This window comes from Streptomyces sp. NBC_00258 (genome assembly GCF_036182465.1).
Classification (GTDB): Bacteria; Actinomycetota; Actinomycetes; order Streptomycetales; family Streptomycetaceae; genus Streptomyces.
In genome coordinates, this window is record NZ_CP108081.1 from 9,111,156 (window position 1) to 9,129,187 (window position 18,032).

The window sequence follows — 18,032 nt, forward strand, 5'->3', positions numbered from 1 at the left end:
CCCCCACGCACCCGCAGCCACACAACAACCCCACCGTTCAGAACCCGTGCCGAGCCCCACCATCCACAGGCACCATGATCCCCGTCAGATAAGAAGCGGCCGGAGACAACAGGAACGCGGCCGTACGGCCGAACTCCTCCGGCGTCCCGTACCGACGGAGCGGAATCCGCGCCTCATTGGCGGCCCGCGCGGCCTCCGGATCCGGCGCGTACCCGTCCAGCTCGCGCACGCGATCCGTGTCGATCCGTGCTGGCAGCACCCCGACCACCCGGATCCCCCGCGGCCCGAGCTCGTCGGAGAGCGACTTGGCGAACCCCGCGAGACCGGGACGCAGACCGTTGGAGATGGTCAGACCCGGGATCGGCTCGTGCACCGAACCGGAGAGCACGAAGCCGATGACCCCGCCCTCGCCGAGCTCCGCGGCGGCCGCACGGGCCAGCCGGACCGCGCCCAGGAAGACCGACTCGAACGCCGACTGCCACTGCTCGTCCGTGTTGTCGGCGACGAACCCGGGCGGCGGGCCGCCGACGCTGATCAGGATGCCGTCGAAACCGCCGAAGCGCTCGCGCGCGGCCGCGATCAGGCTCTGCGGGGCACTCGGGTCGGAGTTGTCCACGGCCACGCCGTGCGCGTTCGGGCCGAGGGCCGTCGCGGCCTCGGCCACCGTCTTCTCGTCGCGCCCCGTGATGATCACCTTCGCGCCGTCGCCGACGAGCTCACGCGCGGAGGCGTGGCCCAGGCCGCGCGTTGCTCCGGTAACGACGTAGACGCGGTCCTTCAGTCCAAGATCCATGGGCCCTATCCTGCCCCCTCCTCATCGGACCCTCCAGCCCCTCCCCGGCCCCCTTCCCCGTCGAACAGGGCGAGGGCGGTGCCCACCAGGCCGATGTGGCTGAACGCCTGTGGGAAGTTGCCGAGCTGGTGGCCGGCCACGGGGTCGTACTCCTCGGCCAGCAGCCCCACGTCGTTGCGGAGCGCGACGAGCCGCTCGAACAGGTCGAGGGCCTCCTTCGTACGGCCCGTCAGGTGCAGCGCGTCCGCGAGCCAGAACGAGCAGACGATGAACGAGCCCTCGTTGCCCGGCAGTCCGTCGATGGCCGTCGGGTCCGAGTCGTACCGGCGCACCAGGCCGTCGCGCGTGAGTTCCGCCCGGACCGCGTCGACCGTGCCGACCACCCGAGGATCGTCCGGCGGCAGGAAGCCGAGGCGGGGGATCAGCAGCAGCGCGGCGTCCAGTTCACGGGAGCCGTACGACTGTGTGAACGTATTGCGCTCCGGGTCGTAGCCGCGCTCGCACACCTCGCGGTGCACCTCGTCGCGCATCGCACGCCAGCGGTCCACGTCGCCGCTCAGATCCGGGTTCTCCTCCAGCGTGCGGACCGTACGGTCGGCGGCCACCCACGCCATCACCTTCGAGTGCACGAAGTGGCGGCGCGGACCCCGGACCTCCCACAGCCCCTCGTCCGGCTCACGCCACGCCGACCACAGGAAGTCCATCAGCGCCTGGCGCAGCCGCCACACGTGCGGCTTGGCGGGCAGACCAGCGTGCTGCGCGAGGGTGAGCGAGTCGATCACCTCGCCGTACACGTCGAGCTGCGACTGCCGTACGGCGTGGTTGCCGATCCGGACCGGCGCCGAGTCGCGGAAACCGGGCAGCCACGCCAGCTCGAACTCGGGGATCCGCCGCTCGCCCGCCAGGCCGTACATGATCTGCAGCTCCGCCGGGTCACCCGCGACCGCGCGCAGCAGCCAGTCGCGCCACGCCGCAGCCTCCTCCTGGTAGCCGCACGCGAGCAGCGCGCCCAGGGTGAGTGTGGAGTCGCGGAGCCAGCAGTAGCGGTAGTCCCAGTTGCGTACGCCGCCGATCTCCTCGGGGAGCGACGTCGTGGGCGCCGCGACGATACCGCCGCTCGGCGCGTACGTGAGGGCCTTGAGGGTGATCAGGGAGCGGACGACGGCGTCCCGGTGCGGTCCGTCGTAGCGGCAGCGGGCCGCCCACGCCTGCCAGTCGGAGAGGCTCGCGGACAGCGCCTCGTACGGGTCGACGCGCGCGGGGCGCGGTTGGTGCGAGGGGTGCCAGGTCAGTACGAAGGCGACCCGCTCGCCCTCGGCGACCTCGAACTCCGAGTGCGTACCGAAATCCTTGCCCCAGGTGCGCACCTCGGGCTCGCTGCGCAGCCACACCGAGTCCGGGCCCGCGACGGCCACCCGATGGCCGTCGGACTTGCGCATCCACGGCACGATCGAGCCGTAGTCGAAGCGCAGCCGCAGGGTGCTGCGCACGGTGACCCGGCCCTTGAGGCCTTCGACGATCCGTACGACGTCGGGGGCGCGGTCGCGCTGTGGCATCAGGTCGGTGACGCGTACCGTGCCGTCCTCGGTCTCCCACTCGGTGTCGAGCACGAGGGAGTCGGTGCGGTAGGCCCGCCGGGTGCAGACGTCCGCTCCTTTCGGCGCGATCCGCCAGTGGCCGTTCTCCTCGTCCCCGAGCAGTTTCGCGAAACAGGCCGCCGAGTCGAACCGCGGCAGGCAGAGCCAGTCGATCGACCCGTCCCGCCCGACGAGGGCGGCGGTCTGGTGGTCGCCGATGAGGGCGTAGTCCTCGATGGATGGGTGCACGTCTGCCGGGTTCCCGGCGATTGTGGCGATCAATCCAGGCCGTTTGAGGGGTGCGGGTCCGTTGTGGCTGGTCGCGCAGTTCCCCGCGCCCATGACGGGGCGGGGCCCGGCCCCCGCCTCTCGCTCAGACCGTGGCCGGTTCCGCCTTCGGGGCGGATTCCGCTGCGGCCGCCTCTGCCAGGTCGCGGCGTTCGCGGCGGACCAGGATCACCCAGCCGACGGGGACGCCCGCGGCGAAGAGCCACCACTGGACGGCGTACGCCATGTGGGGGCCGATGCCGCTGTGGTCGGGCTCCGAGATCAGTTCGGGGGTGTCGTTCTTCGGCTCCGGCGCGGTCAGCTCGATGTAACCGCCGAGGACCTGCTTGCCGAGCGCCTTCGCCTGCTGCTCGCTGTTGATCAGCATGACCATGCGGTCGGGGAGGCCGCGGACGTCCTTGATGCCGCTGTCGGCGGTCGTCTCGTCGGCCATCAGCCGGCCCGTGACGGTCGTCTCGCCCTTCGCGGGCGCGGGGACCTTCGGGAACTGGGTCTGCGCGCCGTCCGCGGGGATCCAGCCGCGGTTGACCACGAGGACCTTGCCGTCGTCCAGGACGAACGGGGTCAGCACGTGGTAGCCGACCTCTTCGTCGGAGTTGGTGCGGCGGCGGACGACGACCTCGTCCGCGGTGTCGAAGGTGCCCTTCGCGGTCACCCGGCGGTACAGGTCGTCGCGCTCGATCGCCTTGCCCGGCGCGGTGAGCGACTCGGCGGGGACCGGCTTCGCGGACAGCGAGTCGGAGATCACCTTGTTCAGCGCGACCTTGTGCTCGTGCCGGTGCAGCTGCCAGAAGCCCAGCTCGATCATCGTCGGGATGAGCGCGAGCATGATGAGGGTGAGGATCACCCACTGCCGGGACAACAGGAAGCGGTACACCCCACGACCGTACAACTCGGTCATGGGGTGTCGAGCGGGAGGGGTGGCTTGGAGGCGTGTGGTTCGGACGGGGCGGTTCAGACCTTGTCGATGATCCCCACCCTCCCCTCCGCGCGGGCGCAGTGGGCCCCGCAGTACCAGTGGCCCTCGACCTCGACACCCTGGCCGATGATCTGGACGCGACAGTGCTCGCAGATGGGCGCCATGCGGTGGATGGCGCAGGAGAAGCAGTCGAAGACGTGCACCGCGCCCTGCGCGTGCACCTCGAACGTCATGCCGTAGTCGTTTCCGCAGACCTCACAACGTGCCATGCGCCACAGGGTGGGCCGCCGGGGCGGTACGGGCGAGCGGTCGGCGGGCGAGTCGCTCCCCAATCACCCGTACGACCGGATGTCCGCGGTCACCCGGAGGACCCGATGCCCGGATGCCCCGTGCTCGCCCCTCGCGCCCCGGACGACCCGCGTTCCGCGATACGGCCCAGGGTCCTCCGCTACGCCTTCGACGCCGGCTCCACGTCCCGCAGCAGCTGGCCGAACGCGGCCTCGTCGACGACCGGGGTGCCGAACTGGCGGGCCTTGACCACCTTGGACGTACCGGAGTCCGGGTCGTTCGTCACGAGGAGGCTGGTGAGCCGGGACAGGCTCGTCGCGACATGCAGCCCGGCCTCGACGGCGCGGTCCTCCAGGAGGTCGCGCTCGACCGAGGTGTCCCCGGAGAACGCGATGCGCATGCCCTGCTTGAGCTGCTTGCCCGGTTCGTACCGCCCCGGGTTGGGATACGGGCAGGCGGGCCTCTTGCGCGAGGGGCGCCAACTCCCGGACACGTAGCCCCCGGACGAGTAGCCGCCGGGGGACTGGCCCCCGGACTGCCGGCCGATCCGCGGCGTCGCCCGGTCCGTCCACTCCGTCAGCGGCCGGCATTCGAGCAGCGGCAGCCGTACGCCCTCGCGCGCGGCGGCCTGCAGGCTCGGCCGGAACGCCTCGGCCAGCACGCGCGCGTCGTCCAGCGCGTGGTGCGCGCGCTGCTGCACGACGCCGAAGTGCGCCGCGAGGGACTCCAGCTTGTGGTTGGCCAGCGGCAGGCCCAGCTCCTTGGACAGCGCGATGGTGCACAGCCGCTGACGGACCGGCGCCTCGCGCTCCGCGCGCGCGTACTCCCGCGCGATCATCGACCAGTCGAACACCGCGTTGTGCGCGACGAGGACGCGGCCGTCGAGCCGGGACGCGAACTCCTCGGCGATCTCCGGGAACAGGGGTGCCCCTTCGAGCACGTCGCTCGTCAGACCGTGGATCCACACCGGCCCCGGGTCCCGCTCCGGGTTGACCATCGTGTACCAGTGGTCCTCGACCTCGCCGCGCGCGTCCAGCCGGTAGACCGCGGCCGACACTATGCGGTCGTCCCGGGCCAGTCCTGTGGTCTCCACGTCGACGACCGCGTATCCCTGCGGATACGCGGCCGGCCACGGGGTGGTGGACGGTGCGGTCTGATGGTCTTCGAGCATGGTCACTGAGGATAAGGGGCGCGACTGACAGTCCTGTCCCCGGAGTCCGGGCCCGGGCCGGATCCGGAGTCCGACTCCCCGTCACGAACCCCTGCCAACAGCCCGGCCACCAGCGCTTTCACGGAGAGGACGAACAGCCTCTCCGTGTCGATGGCCCGCGCGAGGGTGCGGGCGAGCGCCGGGTCCTCCTCTGCCGTACGCGCCCCCCACAGCTCCTCCTCACCGGGGTGCTGCGCCGGGGCGCGCTCACGGTTGCGCTCGACCAGCAGGTGCCCGACGACCTGGAACTGCACGGCCCGTACGACATCGGCGGCACGGGCCCCGCGCAGTCCCGCCGCGTGCACCTCGTGCACCAGGGCCTGCTGCGCGGGCAGGAACATCCGTTCCGTCAGGCCGCGTTCGTGCACCATCGCGACGAGGTGCGGATGGTCGCGCAGCCGTCGGCGCAGGGCGCGCGCCACGGACACGATGCGTCCGGCCGGGGTGCGCCCGACGGGCCGGATCTCGCCCAGCTCGGCGACGGTGCGCTCGACGAGCGCGTCGAGCAGCGACTCGCGGTTGCCGACGTGCCAGTAGATCGACGTCACCGCCGTGCCCAGCTCGGCGGCGAGCTTCCGCATCGTCAGCGTCTGGGGGCCGTGCTGCCTCACCAGGTCCGCGGCGGCGGCCAGGACTTCCTCGCGGGTCAGTGCCGGTCTTGCCATGACGCCCCCAAGTCCCTGTGGCGCACGAGTATTTACCCTTCGCGAGGTCTGCTGTAACTGTGTTACAGGTGACGGCCCATCAGAGAAGGGCGGTACGACATGGCACGCGTACGGTACGGCGCGCGGACCGAGGCGGAGATCGGCGCCGCGCGCACCGCGAGCTCCCGGCTCCCCGACATCTGGTCCACCGGTGTGGTGGCCGTCTGGGAGAGCGACCCGGACGCGGTCGCGGCGGTCCTGCCACCGCCGCTCAAACCCACCGGGCGGCCGCTGGTCCGGGTGAACATCAGCAAGGTCGACCTGCCCGGATACCCCCTGGGCGCAGGCTCGTTCGCGGTCGCCGCCGCGCACGACGGGGTCGAGGGCTGGTATCCGCTCGTCATGCCGATGACCCACGAGCGGGCTCTCATCGGCGGCCGCGAGGTCTTCGGGGAGCCCAAGAAGCTCGGCGAGGTGACGGTCGAGCGCGACGGTCTCGTCGTACGTGCCGCCCTCGCCCGGCACGGCATCGAGTTCGTGGAGGTGCGCGGCGCGGTCAGTGGGGCGCTGCCCCTGCCGGAGCCGACGCAGAAGACCGACTTCTACTTCAAGTTCCTTCCCGCGGTGGACGGTTCGGGCTTCGACGCCGACCCCGTACTCGTGCACTGCGTGCGCAACGAGAAGGTGCGCAAGCTGGAGCGGATCACCGGTGACGTGGTCCTCCGGGAGTCCATGTACGACCCGGTCGCCGACCTGCCCGTACGGGAACTGGTCGGGATCACCCTCGGCGAGAAGACGACGGACCAGAAGGGCAGGGTCGCCGAACGGGTCAGCGGGCAGGCCCTGTTGCCGTACATCCACCAGCGCTACGACGACCCGCAGCAGATTCTCGACGGGCCGCCCGAGGGGAGCACCTGAATGGAACTGAGGGCGGGACAGGTCGCCGTCGTCACCGGAGCCGCGAGCGGCATCGGTCTTGCCATGGGACGGCGGTTCGCGGCGGAGGGGCTGAAGGTCGTCCTCGCCGACGTCGAGGAGGGCGCCCTGGAGAAGGCCGCCGCGGGACTGCGCGAGGACGGGGCCGTGGTGCACGCGCGCGTGGTCGACGTCGGGGAGCGGGAGGAGGTCTTCGCGCTCGCCGAGGAGGCGTACGAGAGGTTCGGTGCCGTGCACGTCCTGTGCAACAACGCCGGTGTCGGCTCGGGCGCCGAGGGCCGCATGTGGGAGCACGACCCGAACGACTGGAAGTGGGCGTTCGCGGTCAACGTCTGGGGCGTCTTCCACGGCGTCCAGGCCTTCGTACCGCGGATGCTGGCAGGCGGTGAACCCGGCCACATCGTCAACACCTCGTCAGGCGACGGCGGCATCGCGCCCCTGCCCACCGCCTCCGTGTACGCCGTCACCAAGGCGGCCGTCGTGACGATGACCGAGTCGCTGTACGCGCACCTGAGGGCCGAGCACGCGCGCGTGGGGGCCTCCGTGCTCTTCCCGGGGCCCCACATGCTCCGTACGGGCCTGTGGGAGTCGCACCGCAACCGGCCCGACCGGTACGCGAAGCAGAAGCCCCGCAAGACCCCGTACCGCAGCCTCGACCAGTGGGAGGCAGCGATGAAGGAGGCGGGGAAGGACGTGCGGTTCACGCCGGTCGAGGAGGTCGCCGACTTCGTGGCGGACGGCATCCGGGCGGACCGCTTCTGGCTGCTGCCCGACAGCGAGCACAGCGACGCGCAGATCCGGGCGCGCTCGCGGTCGATGCTCGACCGCGCCGATCCGGCGTACCTGGAGAACTTCATTCTGGACTGAGGTCCGGACCGGACCGAGGAGCCGCCAAATGGCCTCTACGACAGAGCCCTATCTGATCATCTCCTCCGACTGCCACGCCGGGCTGCCCACCGAGGAGTACCGGCCCTATCTGGACGCCCGTTTCCACCGGGACTTCGACGAGTTCCTCGCGGGCCGCGACCGCCGCCGCGAGGAGATGACGCGGCTCGGTATCCGCAACGAGGCGTTCGCGAGCAAGTGGTTCCAGGACAACGAGGAGGGCCTGCGCGGCGGTTGGGACTCCGCGCAGCGGCTCAAGGAGCTGGACGGCGACGGAGTGGCGGCCGAGGTCGTCTTCCCCGACGCCGACGCGGTCGACAGCCAGACGGCCGCGCCATTCGGTGTGGGCCTCGGCCTCTCCGGCGACCAGGACCCGGAGTTGGGCATGGCGGGCGCGCAGGCGCACAACCGCTGGCTGGCCGACTTCGTGGGCGAGAACCCCGAACGGCACTGCGGAGTCGCCCTGTTGCCCGTCACGGCCCCCACCGAGCGGGTCGTCGCCGAGGTGTACCGCGCCAAGGAGTCGGGCCTCGGCGCCCTGATGATCCCCTCCATGTGGGTCGACAAGGAGCCGTACCACGACCGCCGTTACGACCCGGTGTGGGCCGCGGCGGCGGAGTGCGCCATGCCCGTGCTGACGCACTCCGGGGCGGCGCCCCGCCACGAGTACGGCGACCACCTCGGGATCTATGTGAGCGAGGTGACCTGGTGGCCGGCCAGGCCGCTGTGGTTCCTGCTCTGGTCGGGTGTCTTCGAGCGCCACCCGGGGCTCAGGTTCGGTGTGGCGGAGTCGGGTTGCTGGTGGCTGCCGAACCTCCTGTGGTTCATGGACCGCCTGTACCTGGGCGCGCACGGCGGCAAGAAGCTGTCCCCCTTCGCGGAGCTGACGCGTCCGCCGCACGAGTACCTGGACCGCCAGGTCTTCATCTGCGCGACCAACACCAAGCGGCGCGAACTCGCCCAGCGGTACGAGATCGGCGTCGACAACATCCTGTGGGGCAGCGACTTCCCGCACCCCGAGGGGACATGGCCCGACACGCGCGCGTGGCTGTCGCGCACGTTCCACGACATCCCGGTGGCGGAGACGCGCCGCATGCTGGGCCTGGCGGCGGCGGAGGTCTTCGGCTTCGACACCGGGAAACTGGCCCCGCTCGCGCGGCGCATCGGCCCGACCCCGGCCGAACTCGGCCAGTCCGAGGACCAGTCGGCCGTCGAGGCGTCCTGGGCGCGCTCCCGCGAGGTGGGCCGGCACTGGCTGACGGACCACGACTTCCCGGTCCTGGGGGTGACCCCGTGAGCGACGACCATGAGAACAAGAACGCCGTGGGCGAGAACCCCGTAGGTGACGACCGCTACACCGTCATCTCGGCCGACTGCCACGCGGGAGCCGATCTCCTCGACTACAAGCCGTACTTGGCGAGTCGGTTCCACGAGGAGTTCGACGACTGGGCGGCCTCGTACGTCAATCCGTACGAGGACCTGATGGCGGACACGGCCGACAAGAACTGGAACTCGGAGCGGCGGCTCGCGGAGCTGGAGCAGGACGGGATCGTCGCCGAGGTCGTCTTCCCGAACACCATCCCGCCGTTCTTCCCCTCGGGGTCCCTGATGGCGCCCGCGCCGACGGCCGAGGAGTTCGAGCGGCGCTGGGCGGGGCTGCGGGCCCACAACCGCTGGCTGGCGGACTTCTGCGCGGCCGCCCCGGGCCGGCGGGCGGGCGTCTTCCAGATCCTCCTGAACGACGTCGACGAGGCCGTGAAGGAGATCAGGTGGGCGGTCGGCGCGGGGCTGCGGGGCGGCCTGCTGCTGCCCGGCACGCCACCGGGCAGCGGGCTGCCCGAGCTGTACTCGTCGGCGTACGACCCGATCTGGACGGTCTGCGAGGAACTGGGTGTGCCCGTGAACCACCACGCGGGCTCGGCCTCCCCGCCGCTCGGCGACGAGCCGGCCGCCCGGGCCGTCTTCATGGTGGAGACGACGTGGTTCTCGCACCGCGCGCTCTGGCACCTGATCTTCGGCGGCGCCTTCCGCCGCCACCCCGGCCTGAAACTGGTGCTGACCGAGCAGGGTTCGGGCTGGATACCCGGGGTGCTCGACATGCTGGACTACTACCACGGGCGGCTGGTCGCGGCGGCGACGAAGGCGTCCACGGCCGAGTCCAAGTTCGGTGCCGGGCTCGCCGCTTCGATGGGCAAGGGCCCTTCGGAGGTCTGGCGGGACAACTGCTTCGTCGGCGCCAGCTTCATGCGCCCGCACGAGGTGCCGCTCCGCGGCCGCATCGGCCTCGACAAGATCATGTGGGGCAGCGACTACCCGCACGACGAGGGCACGTACCCGTACTCCCGCGAGGGTCTGCGGATCGCGTACGCGGGCCTTACGCGCGAGGAGGTCGCGGCGATGGTCGGCGGCAACGCGGCCCGCGTGTACGGCTTCGACCTCGACCTCCTCGATGCCATCGCGGCGAAGGCCGGCCCGACGGCGGAGGAGATCGCCGAACCGCTGGGGGAGCCACCGGCGGACGCGACGAGTCCGGTCTTCGCGCGGGGAGGGTCGGTACGGGTCTGGTGACGTCCCGGGTGCGATGCTCCCGCATGTGACGGAACCGACGCATGACGAGGCCCACGGCGGGGCGCTGGGTGAGCGGCTGAACTGGCTGCGAGCGGCCGTTCTCGGTGCCAACGACGGCATCGTGTCCACCGCGGGCCTCGTCGTCGGCGTGGCCGGCGCGACGGACGACCGCTCGGCCCTGCTGACGGCAGGGCTCGCGGGTCTGCTCGCCGGTTCCATGTCGATGGCCGCGGGGGAGTACGTCTCCGTCTCCACCCAGCGGGACTCGGAGATGGCCGCCCTGGCCGCGGAGAAGCGGGAGTTGCGGGACCAGCCGGAGGCCGAGCTGGAGGAACTCACGGAACTGCTGGAGGAGCGGGGACTCTCGCGGGACGTGGCCCGGGAGGCGGCGCAGCAGCTCACGGAACGGGACGCCCTGAGGGCCCACGCGCGCGTGGAGCTGGGCATCGACCCGGACGAACTGGCGAACCCGTGGCACGCGGCCTGGGCGAGCTTCCTGGCCTTCACCGCCGGGGCGCTGCTCCCGCTGCTGGCGATGGTGCTGCCTCCCGCCGCCTGGCGCCTGGCGGTCACCGTGCTCTCGGTGCTCGCCGCCCTCGTCCTGACCGGCTGGACCAGCGCCCGCCTGGGTGCCGCGGCCCCGGGCCGGGCGGTGCTGCGGAACGTGGCGGGCGGGGCGCTGGCCATGGCGGTCACCTATGGGGCCGGGGCGTTGCTGGGGGCGGCCGGCGTGTGACGGGCACGGCCCCGAGCCGCACGGCTCCTTGGCGGAGATCGCCAAGAAGCAAGCGCATACCCCCGGTAATACTTGTGGGTAACAACGTCTAGCCGCGGTCCACCAGCGGTTCTACGGTGCTTGCATGCCGAACCTGCCCGATGTCGTGCTGTGGTCGATACCCGCGTTTGTGCTGCTCACCGTGATCGAGGTGGTGAGTGTCCGGATCCATCCGGACGACGATGCCGCCGGGTACGAGACGAAGGACGCCGCCACGAGTGTCGGCATGGGTCTGGGGAGTCTGGCCTTCGACCTTCTGTGGAAGATCCCGATCGTCGCCATCTACACGGCGATATATGAGCTGACACCACTGCGAGTGCCCGTCCTGTGGTGGACCGTGCCACTGATGTTGCTGGCGCAGGACTTCTTCTACTACTGGTCGCACCGCGGGCACCACGTGATCCGGATCCTCTGGGCCTGTCACGTCGTGCACCACTCCAGCCAGAAGTTCAACCTCACCACCGCGCTGCGCCAGCCCTGGACGACGTGGACCGTGTGGCCGTTCTACGTCCCGCTCATCGCGCTCGGCGTCCATCCGGCCGCCCTCGCGTTCTGCTCGTCGGTGAACCTCGTGTACCAGTTCTGGATCCACACCGAGCGCATCGACAAGCTGCCCCGGGCCTTCGAGTTCGTCTTCAACACGCCCTCGCACCACCGCGTCCACCACGCGTCCCAGGGCGGCTATCTGGACCGGAACTTCGGCGGGATCCTGATCGTCTGGGACCGGCTCTTCGGGTCGTTCGTCCCGGAGACCGACCGGCCGGTGTACGGGCTGACCAAGAACATCGACACGTACAACCCGATCCGGGTCGCCACCCACGAGTACGCCGCCATCGCCAGGGACCTGCGGGCCGCCGGGAGTTGGCGGGAGCGGGCCGGGCGGATGTTCCGGGGGCCGGGCTGGCAGCCGGTGCCGTCGCCCGCCTCCGCCGCGGAGCGGGCCGCCTCTTCGGAGAAAGCCGTCTCGCCCCAGGAGGCGCCCCTCACGTCCCCGGAGAAGCCCGTCCCGGAGCCGGAGCCCGCCAAGTGACCGCGCGCCACGCGCGCGTGCTGCTCGTGACCCTCGGCCTGGTGGCGGTCGTGGATCTCGTCTCCCTGGCCGCCGGGTACGAGACCGGCCACACGGTGGCCAAGCCCCTCCTGATGCCCCTGCTCGCCCTCTACGCGCGCGTGTGCGGCGGGCCCCAGCTCCTCGTCGCCGCGCTGCTCTTCGGGTGGGGCGGAGACGTCCTGCTCCTGTTCGACGCCGAGCCGGCCTTCCTCGCCGGGATGGCGTCCTTCGCGGCGGGCCATGTCTGCTATCTGCTGCTCTTCAGGCAGACCACCGCACTCGGCGGGAAACAGCCTCCACGCGCGCGTGTCACCTGGCTGACGGCGGCCGCGTACGCCCTCGCCCTCGTCACCACCGTCGCCCTCCTCTGGCCGGGGCTCCCGGCGGACCTCCGCGTCCCCGTCGCCGGCTACAGCCTGCTGCTCACCGCTATGGCGTTCGGGGCCGCGCGGCTAGGGCTTCTCGCAGGCGTCGGTGGTGCGCTGTTCATGCTTTCGGACACCCTCATCGCGACCGGTGTCGCCGACTGGCCACAGCTCCCACGGCCCGACTTCTGGATCATGATCACGTACATCGCGGCGCAGTATCTGCTGGCCAGAGGAGTGCTGGGGGCCGTCGGCGCGCAGCCCGCACCCTCGGCGACGTACCGTGAGAGGCGCACTCTCACCACCTGAGCAGGAAGCAGGATCCAGCCATGCGCGCCACCACCATCCACGCCCCGTTCGACATGCGTGTGGAGGACGTGCCCGACCCGGTGGTGCGGAATCCGGGCGACGCCGTGGTCCGCGTACTGCGCTCCTGCATCTGCGGCAGCGACCTGTGGGCGTACCGGGGCGAGTCGGCGCGGCAGGCGGGTCAGCGGATCGGGCACGAGTTCCTCGGGATTGTCGAGGAGACCGGTGCGGAGGTGTCCGGAGTCAGGCGCGGTGACCTCGTCGTCGCGCCCTTCATGTGGTCCGACGGGGTGTGCGACTACTGCCGCGAAGGGCTCACCACGTCCTGCGAGCACGGCGGGTTCTGGGGCTCGGCCGGGTCGGACGGAGGGCAGGGCGAGGCCGTGCGCGTCCCGTTCGCCGACGGCACGCTCGTCGCGCTGCCCGCCGAGGCCGCCTCCGACGACCGTCTGCTGGCCGCCCTCCTGACGCTCTCCGACGTCATGGGGACCGGTCACCACGCGGCACTCGGCGCGGGCGCCCGCGCGGGGGCCACGGTCGCCGTCGTGGGCGACGGAGCAGTCGGCCTGTGCGCCGTGCTGGCGGCCAAGCGGCTCGGCGCCGACCGGATCATCGCGCTGGGCCGCCACGAGGCCCGTACGGACATCGCACGCCGTTTCGGAGCCACCGACGTCGTCGCCGAGCGCGGGGACGCGGCCGTCGAGGCGGTACGCGAACTCACCCGCGGCCGGGGCGCGCACGCCGTCGTCGAGGCCGTCGGCACGGAGCAGTCCATGCGGACGGCCGTGAACATCACCCGTGACGGCGGTGCGATCGGCTTCGTCGGTGTTCCGCACGGCAGCGGAACCGGCCTCGACCTGAGCGTCATGTTCGACCGGAACATCGCCTTGCGCGGCGGGGTCGCACCCGTCCGCGCGTACATCCCGGAGCTGCTGCCCGACGTCCTCGACGGGAGCATCGACCCGTCGCCCGTCTTCGACCTGACCGTCGGTCTGGAAGGTGTGCCGGACGGCTACAAGGCGATGGACGAGCGCACCGCGCTGAAGGTCATGGTCGCCAACTGACCCGTCGGCCCGCGGAAAGGGTCACCAGCGGATCGGCACCGGCACCGCCGTGAGCACCGCCGAGACCGCGACCACCACGCCCAGGACCACGACCTCGGCGCGCGCGGGGGAGTAAGCGGTGAGCGGGTCGGCCGCCCGGTGCAGCCGGTGGCGGGCCCACAGGGCGAGGGCGGCGACGGCGGCCACGAGGAGCACCTTGGCGAGCAGGATGCGCCCGTACGCCGTCGTCGTCAGCTGATCGAGGACCGTGCCGGGCGGCATCCGGCGCAAGGTGCTGCCCACGCCCGTCGCGGTGATCGCGGCGAGCAGAACGGCCGCCACGCGCGCGTAGAGGCCCAACAACGCGACGCCCTCACCGGAGGCCGTGTTCCGCCACCGGTGGAGCGTGCGCAGGACGTACAACAGCCCGCCCGCCCACAGGGCCGCGCACGTCACATGGACGAGTGTCAGACCGGAGCCGATCAGCGGACTCTGCTCCGTGGTGGGGTGGGCGCGCAGCGCCTCCGCGACGGCCACCGCGGCCAGCGGCCACACCTGGTTGCCCGGGCGGCTCGACAGGGCGCACAGACCCATCACGACGAACGCGTTGACCTCCAGCAGCGCGAGCGCGCCGTCCCGGGTCTGGTAGAGACCGCCGATGTCCATGTCGGAGAGGCTGCGCGGCACCAGGTTGCCGGTGGCCACCACCGAGGCGAGACCGAGCGCGGCGACGAAACCGGCGGCGGCCGCGGCCGGGGCCCAGCTGCGGGGCGCGTCCTGGAGCGGCGCGCCCGGCACCCTGCGGGCCAGCCGCGCGACGAACAGCTCACCCGCCGAGACGCACACCGCGGCGAACAGGACCGTCCGCAGCAGCGCGATCCCGCGCACGCCGGGAGCGGCGGCCTCTCCCGTGCCGCGCAGTGCGGTGGGCGGTCCGAGGAACGGGATCAGCGCGGCCAGGGCCACCAGGGCGAGGACGGCGACGGAACGCCGCACGACGGCCGCGCTCACCCGGGGCGCGCCCGCCTCGCCACCCGCGTCGGCAGTCGGTCTTATCGAACTCACCTCAAGATCTTCACCAGTCGTCCAGGTCCGGGCAAGTCCTGGCAAACAACTGACGGAACGGTATTCCGCTCACGCACACGACATTCCGCCCATCCATACGCGCCCGGCCGCCCTCCCGACTCAGCCCCAGCGCGGCGAATCCGCACCCCAGGGGCCGGGCGGCCGCGACCAGTCGCCCGGCCCGCCCGCGAAGGAGACCGGCGGCAGGGCGTACCGCAGCCGTCCCAGCGCACTGTCCGCCTCCGCGAGCCAGGGCGCCGGGTCGCCGTACGAGCCCTCGGCCGAGCCGGAATCGCCGTACGAGCCCTCACGCGGGCCGGAGGCCTCCGCCGGCGCCCCAGCCCGCCCTGCCCCGTCCCCGGCCGTCAGCCAGGCCGCCGTACGCGCCAACGCCGGCCGCACGAACCGTGTCCCGCCCTCGTCCAGCCCCTCCGTGACCGCGCGCAGCACCCCGGCCGCCAGCAGATACCCCGTGCCGTGGTCGAGAGCCTGCGCGGGCAGCGCGCCCGGCTTCTCCCCGGATCCCTCAATGGCGGCGATGCCGGTGGCCACCTGCACCAGGCTGTCGAACCCCCGCCGCCCGCCCCACGGCCCGTACGCTCCCCACGCCGACAGCTGCCCCACCACGGTCCCGGGCCGCCGCTCGGCCAGTGCCTCCGCGGAGAGCCCGAACCGGTCCAGGGCGCCAGGGCGGTAGCCGGTCACGACCACGTCCGCCGAGGCGAGCAGCTCCTCGAAGACCTGCCGGTCGTGGCGGCCGGCCGTCAGATCCAGCGTGGCGGACCGCTTTCCGAAGCCGGTGTCCGTGTGCTGGTCGGCGAGTTCGGGCAGCCCCGGCGGGTCGACGCGCAGGACGTCCGCGCCGAGCAGTGCGAGGGTTCGCGTCGCGACGGGCCCGGCGATGACACGGGTGAGGTCGAGTACGCGCAGCCCTGCGGCGGGCGACAGCGGGTCACCGGCGAGCGGCGGGAGGCTCCGCGAGGCGGCGGAGCCCAGCGTTCCGCGCTCGACGAGCGGCTGCCCGGCGACCGCCGTCCCCTGCTCGTGCCGTGCCCATTCCTCCGGTCTGCGCAGCGCGACGGCGAGGCCCCCGGCCGCGTACACCGCGCTCTCCACCTCCACGGACGGCCGCTCCGCCAGGCACCCGGCCACGGCCTCCACCGAGGCGTCGTCCGGCAGCCCCAGGGCGCCCAGCAGCCGCGCGCGGTGATGCGGATAGTTCGCGTGCGTGCGCACCCACCCGTCCGCCGTCCGCCAGAACCGCGACAGGGGCGCGAAGGTGACCGGCGCCCGCCCGTCGACGAGGAGGTGCCGCTCGCTCACGAACGCCGTGGCGACGGCCCCGTCGTCGACGCGCACCTCGGGCACGTCGGAGAGCCCCGCCCGCCTCGCGCCCAGCTCGGCGGCGGCCAGCGCGCACGCTCCCACACAGGCCCGCGCCAACTCCCGTACGGGCAGCCGTGCTTCCAGTGCGCCGGACCGTACGACGGTCGACAACCGTGGGACCAGCCCCAGGTCCCCACCCAGCGCGGTCCACGCGAACTCCGTGGTCGGTGCATCCGAACGCGTCATACGGGCACTATGCAGGGTGTACGCGATCAACATGGGACGCGGTGTCCGGCATGGGGCGCGGTGGCCCCGGACGCGCGAGAGCCGGGCGGCCCGTGGGCCACCCGGCTCGACTTCCTGACGGGAGCTCAACCCCCTTCAAGGATGCGTTACTTCGTCACCGCGTCCAGCGCGTCGGCGGTGCCCCAGCCGTAGAAGCCGTTGTAGTTCTTCGGCCCCTCGCAGACCGCGTCGACCTTGCCGTCGCCGTCGATGTCGTACGGCTTGGTGCACGGCGTGGCGTCGGCCTCCGCGTACAGGAGGGCCTTCACCTTGGCCGCCGAGGCGTGCGGGTGCGTCGACTTGATGAGCGCGGCGACGCCCGCGACGTGCGGGGACGCCATCGACGTACCGGCCATGTAGCCCCAGCTGCCGCCGGGCAGCGGGCCGAGGATCAGGCCGCTGGTGGCCGGCGGGGCCGGGGTCTGGAAGCGCGTCGAGTCGCCGCCGGGGGCCGCGATGTCGATGACGCCCAGGCCGTGGTTGGAGAAGGACGACTTGATGCCCTTGGCGCCGGTGGACGCGACCGTGACGACGCCCGGCAACTGGGTCGGGATGTCAAGGCATTCCGACGGATCGATGACACGCTCCGAAGGAGTCGAGTCGTTCGGCGAGACCGGGTCGGTGATCTCGTCCGCGGAGAGGTCGTAGTTCTCGTTGCCCGCCGCCGCGACGTTGACCGTGCCCTTCTTCTCCGCGTACTTCGTCGCCCGGCCGAGGGCCTCGACGAGCGCCTTCTGGTCCGGGTCGTTCTTGCAGTTGAAGTACCACGGGTCGGTGTAATAGCTGTTGTTCGTGACGTCCACACCGTGCGTGGCCGCCCACATGAAGCCGCAGACGACGGCCTCCGTGTAGAAGAAGCCGGCGGTCGTGGAGACCTTGATGCCGGACACCTTCACGCCCGGCGCGACACCCGTGACACCGACGCCGTTCTTGGCGGCCGCGATCTCGCCCGCGACATGCGTGCCGTGCGGGCTCTCGGCGGCGCTCGGCCGCCAGGCCCCGTCGGTCGTGTCCGGCTTGCCCGACACGCAGTTGACCGACGCGTCGCGGTCGAAGTTCGGCGCGATGTCGGGGTGCGTGTCGTCGACGCCGGTGTCGATCACGGCGACGGTGACCTTCTTGCTGCCGAGCGTCTTCTCGTGCGCCTTGTCCGCCTTGATGGCGGGCAGATCCCACTGCAGCGGCTCCAGCGGGTCCTGCCCGGCCGCCGCCTCGACGTCCGCGACCTGCTCCGAGCTGAGCACCTTGGGGGTGCCGACGTCGGTCGTGGACTGCGCGGGCAGCGGCGCCGTGCGCGTCGAGCCCGCCGATTCCACCCCGCGCACCTTGCGGATCGTCTTGGCGAAGTCGGCGTTCGACGAGTGGACGACGATCACGCCGATCTTGTCGTACGACGTCACGATCGTGCCGCCGGCCCGGGCGATGGCCTTCTTCACCTGCGAGGAAGGACCGTGCCCGGCGCGGACGTTGACGACGTAGCTCAGCGGAGTGGCCTCCGCCGAGATCTTCGCCGCCACGTCGGCGGCATCGGCCTTGTCGGCCGCCGGGGCCGCCGAGGCGCTGACGTTCGGCAGGAAGGCGAGAGCCGTCGCCAGGGCCATTCCCAGCGGGATGGCTATGACGCGGCGGGAGCGCGTCTGAGGCGCTGTCATGCTGTCTCCAGTTCGTTTCGCGAATACGTGCGGGCCGTGCGGGAAGTCCCGGC

17 protein-coding genes are annotated in these 18,032 nt (G+C 71.9%); 8 read left to right on the forward strand and 9 right to left on the reverse strand.

Translation table 11 applies throughout. The annotated features are described in order from the left end of the window. Positions 1 to 37 precede the first annotated feature (37 nt). From OG718_RS40595 to OG718_RS40620, 6 genes are all read right to left on the reverse strand, one after another. Positions 38 to 793 (reverse strand): SDR family oxidoreductase, encoded by a 756-nt coding sequence (locus OG718_RS40595; protein WP_143637059.1) that lies wholly within the window; start codon positions 791 to 793, stop codon positions 38 to 40. A gap of 5 nt (positions 794 to 798) precedes the next feature. Further along, the gene (locus tag OG718_RS40600) at positions 799 to 2,619 is read right to left on the reverse strand and encodes a glycoside hydrolase family 15 protein (protein WP_306940691.1); all 1,821 of its coding nucleotides are present in this window, start codon (positions 2,617 to 2,619) and stop codon (positions 799 to 801) included. A 124-nt stretch (positions 2,620 to 2,743) separates the two neighbouring features. Beyond that, positions 2,744 to 3,535, reverse strand: a complete 792-nt coding sequence (locus OG718_RS40605; protein WP_186001168.1) for an SURF1 family cytochrome oxidase biogenesis protein — start codon at positions 3,533 to 3,535, stop codon at positions 2,744 to 2,746. Positions 3,536 to 3,612: 77 nt separating this feature from the next. Further along, positions 3,613 to 3,846 (reverse strand): hypothetical protein, encoded by a 234-nt coding sequence (locus tag OG718_RS40610; RefSeq protein WP_143637050.1) that lies wholly within the window; start codon positions 3,844 to 3,846, stop codon positions 3,613 to 3,615. Positions 3,847 to 4,025: 179 nt separating this feature from the next. Further along, positions 4,026 to 5,036 carry a DEDDh family exonuclease gene (locus tag OG718_RS40615; protein WP_328846544.1) on the reverse strand — a complete coding sequence of 337 codons (1,011 nt, stop codon included), beginning with the start codon at positions 5,034 to 5,036 and terminating at the stop codon, positions 4,026 to 4,028. Positions 5,037 to 5,038: 2 nt separating this feature from the next. Next, positions 5,039 to 5,740, reverse strand: coding sequence for a TetR/AcrR family transcriptional regulator (locus OG718_RS40620; RefSeq protein ID WP_328846545.1), 702 nt, complete (start codon positions 5,738 to 5,740; stop codon positions 5,039 to 5,041). Between the two features lie 99 nt (positions 5,741 to 5,839). On the opposite strand from OG718_RS40620, the gene OG718_RS40625 reads away from it, so the two are divergent. The 8 genes from OG718_RS40625 to OG718_RS40660 all read left to right on the forward strand — a co-directional run bounded on the left by OG718_RS40625 (position 5,840) and on the right by OG718_RS40660 (position 13,672). Then, positions 5,840 to 6,637, forward strand: a complete 798-nt coding sequence (locus OG718_RS40625; RefSeq protein ID WP_328846546.1) for an acetoacetate decarboxylase family protein — start codon at positions 5,840 to 5,842, stop codon at positions 6,635 to 6,637. Then, positions 6,638 to 7,522, forward strand: a complete 885-nt coding sequence (locus OG718_RS40630) for an SDR family NAD(P)-dependent oxidoreductase (RefSeq protein WP_328846547.1) — start codon at positions 6,638 to 6,640, stop codon at positions 7,520 to 7,522. It abuts the gene before it with no gap. A 28-nt stretch (positions 7,523 to 7,550) separates the two neighbouring features. Further along, positions 7,551 to 8,837: an amidohydrolase family protein gene (locus OG718_RS40635; RefSeq protein WP_143637039.1), complete on the forward strand. Its 1,287-nt coding sequence runs from the start codon at positions 7,551 to 7,553 to the stop codon at positions 8,835 to 8,837. After that, the gene (locus tag OG718_RS40640) at positions 8,834 to 10,108 is read left to right on the forward strand and encodes an amidohydrolase family protein (RefSeq protein WP_443055227.1); all 1,275 of its coding nucleotides are present in this window, start codon (positions 8,834 to 8,836) and stop codon (positions 10,106 to 10,108) included. The genes OG718_RS40635 and OG718_RS40640 overlap by 4 nt, the downstream gene beginning before the upstream one ends. A 25-nt stretch (positions 10,109 to 10,133) precedes the next feature. Continuing rightward, entirely contained in the window at positions 10,134 to 10,844 is a 711-nt protein-coding gene (locus OG718_RS40645) for a VIT1/CCC1 transporter family protein (RefSeq protein ID WP_328846548.1), read from the forward strand. Between the two features lie 124 nt (positions 10,845 to 10,968). Beyond that, a complete protein-coding gene (locus tag OG718_RS40650; RefSeq protein WP_328846549.1) occupies positions 10,969 to 11,913 on the forward strand; it encodes a sterol desaturase family protein in 945 nt (314 codons plus the stop codon). Continuing rightward, positions 11,910 to 12,608 carry a lysoplasmalogenase gene (locus tag OG718_RS40655; RefSeq protein WP_328846550.1) on the forward strand — a complete coding sequence of 233 codons (699 nt, stop codon included), beginning with the start codon at positions 11,910 to 11,912 and terminating at the stop codon, positions 12,606 to 12,608. The genes OG718_RS40650 and OG718_RS40655 overlap by 4 nt, the downstream gene beginning before the upstream one ends. 20 nt (positions 12,609 to 12,628) lie before the next feature. Next, positions 12,629 to 13,672 carry a zinc-dependent alcohol dehydrogenase family protein gene (locus tag OG718_RS40660; RefSeq protein ID WP_328846551.1) on the forward strand — a complete coding sequence of 348 codons (1,044 nt, stop codon included), beginning with the start codon at positions 12,629 to 12,631 and terminating at the stop codon, positions 13,670 to 13,672. Positions 13,673 to 13,693: 21 nt separating this feature from the next. Here OG718_RS40660 and OG718_RS40665 read toward each other — a convergent pair whose 3' ends face one another. The 3 genes from OG718_RS40665 to OG718_RS40675 all read right to left on the reverse strand — a co-directional run bounded on the left by OG718_RS40665 (position 13,694) and on the right by OG718_RS40675 (position 17,979). Next, the gene (locus tag OG718_RS40665; protein WP_443055228.1) at positions 13,694 to 14,716 is read right to left on the reverse strand and encodes a CopD family protein; all 1,023 of its coding nucleotides are present in this window, start codon (positions 14,714 to 14,716) and stop codon (positions 13,694 to 13,696) included. A 120-nt stretch (positions 14,717 to 14,836) separates the two neighbouring features. Continuing rightward, positions 14,837 to 16,288 carry a CoA transferase gene (locus OG718_RS40670; RefSeq protein WP_328846552.1) on the reverse strand — a complete coding sequence of 484 codons (1,452 nt, stop codon included), beginning with the start codon at positions 16,286 to 16,288 and terminating at the stop codon, positions 14,837 to 14,839. A gap of 146 nt (positions 16,289 to 16,434) precedes the next feature. Beyond that, entirely contained in the window at positions 16,435 to 17,979 is a 1,545-nt protein-coding gene (locus OG718_RS40675; protein WP_143637024.1) for a S8 family peptidase, read from the reverse strand. Between the last annotated feature and the right edge of the window lie 53 nt (positions 17,980 to 18,032).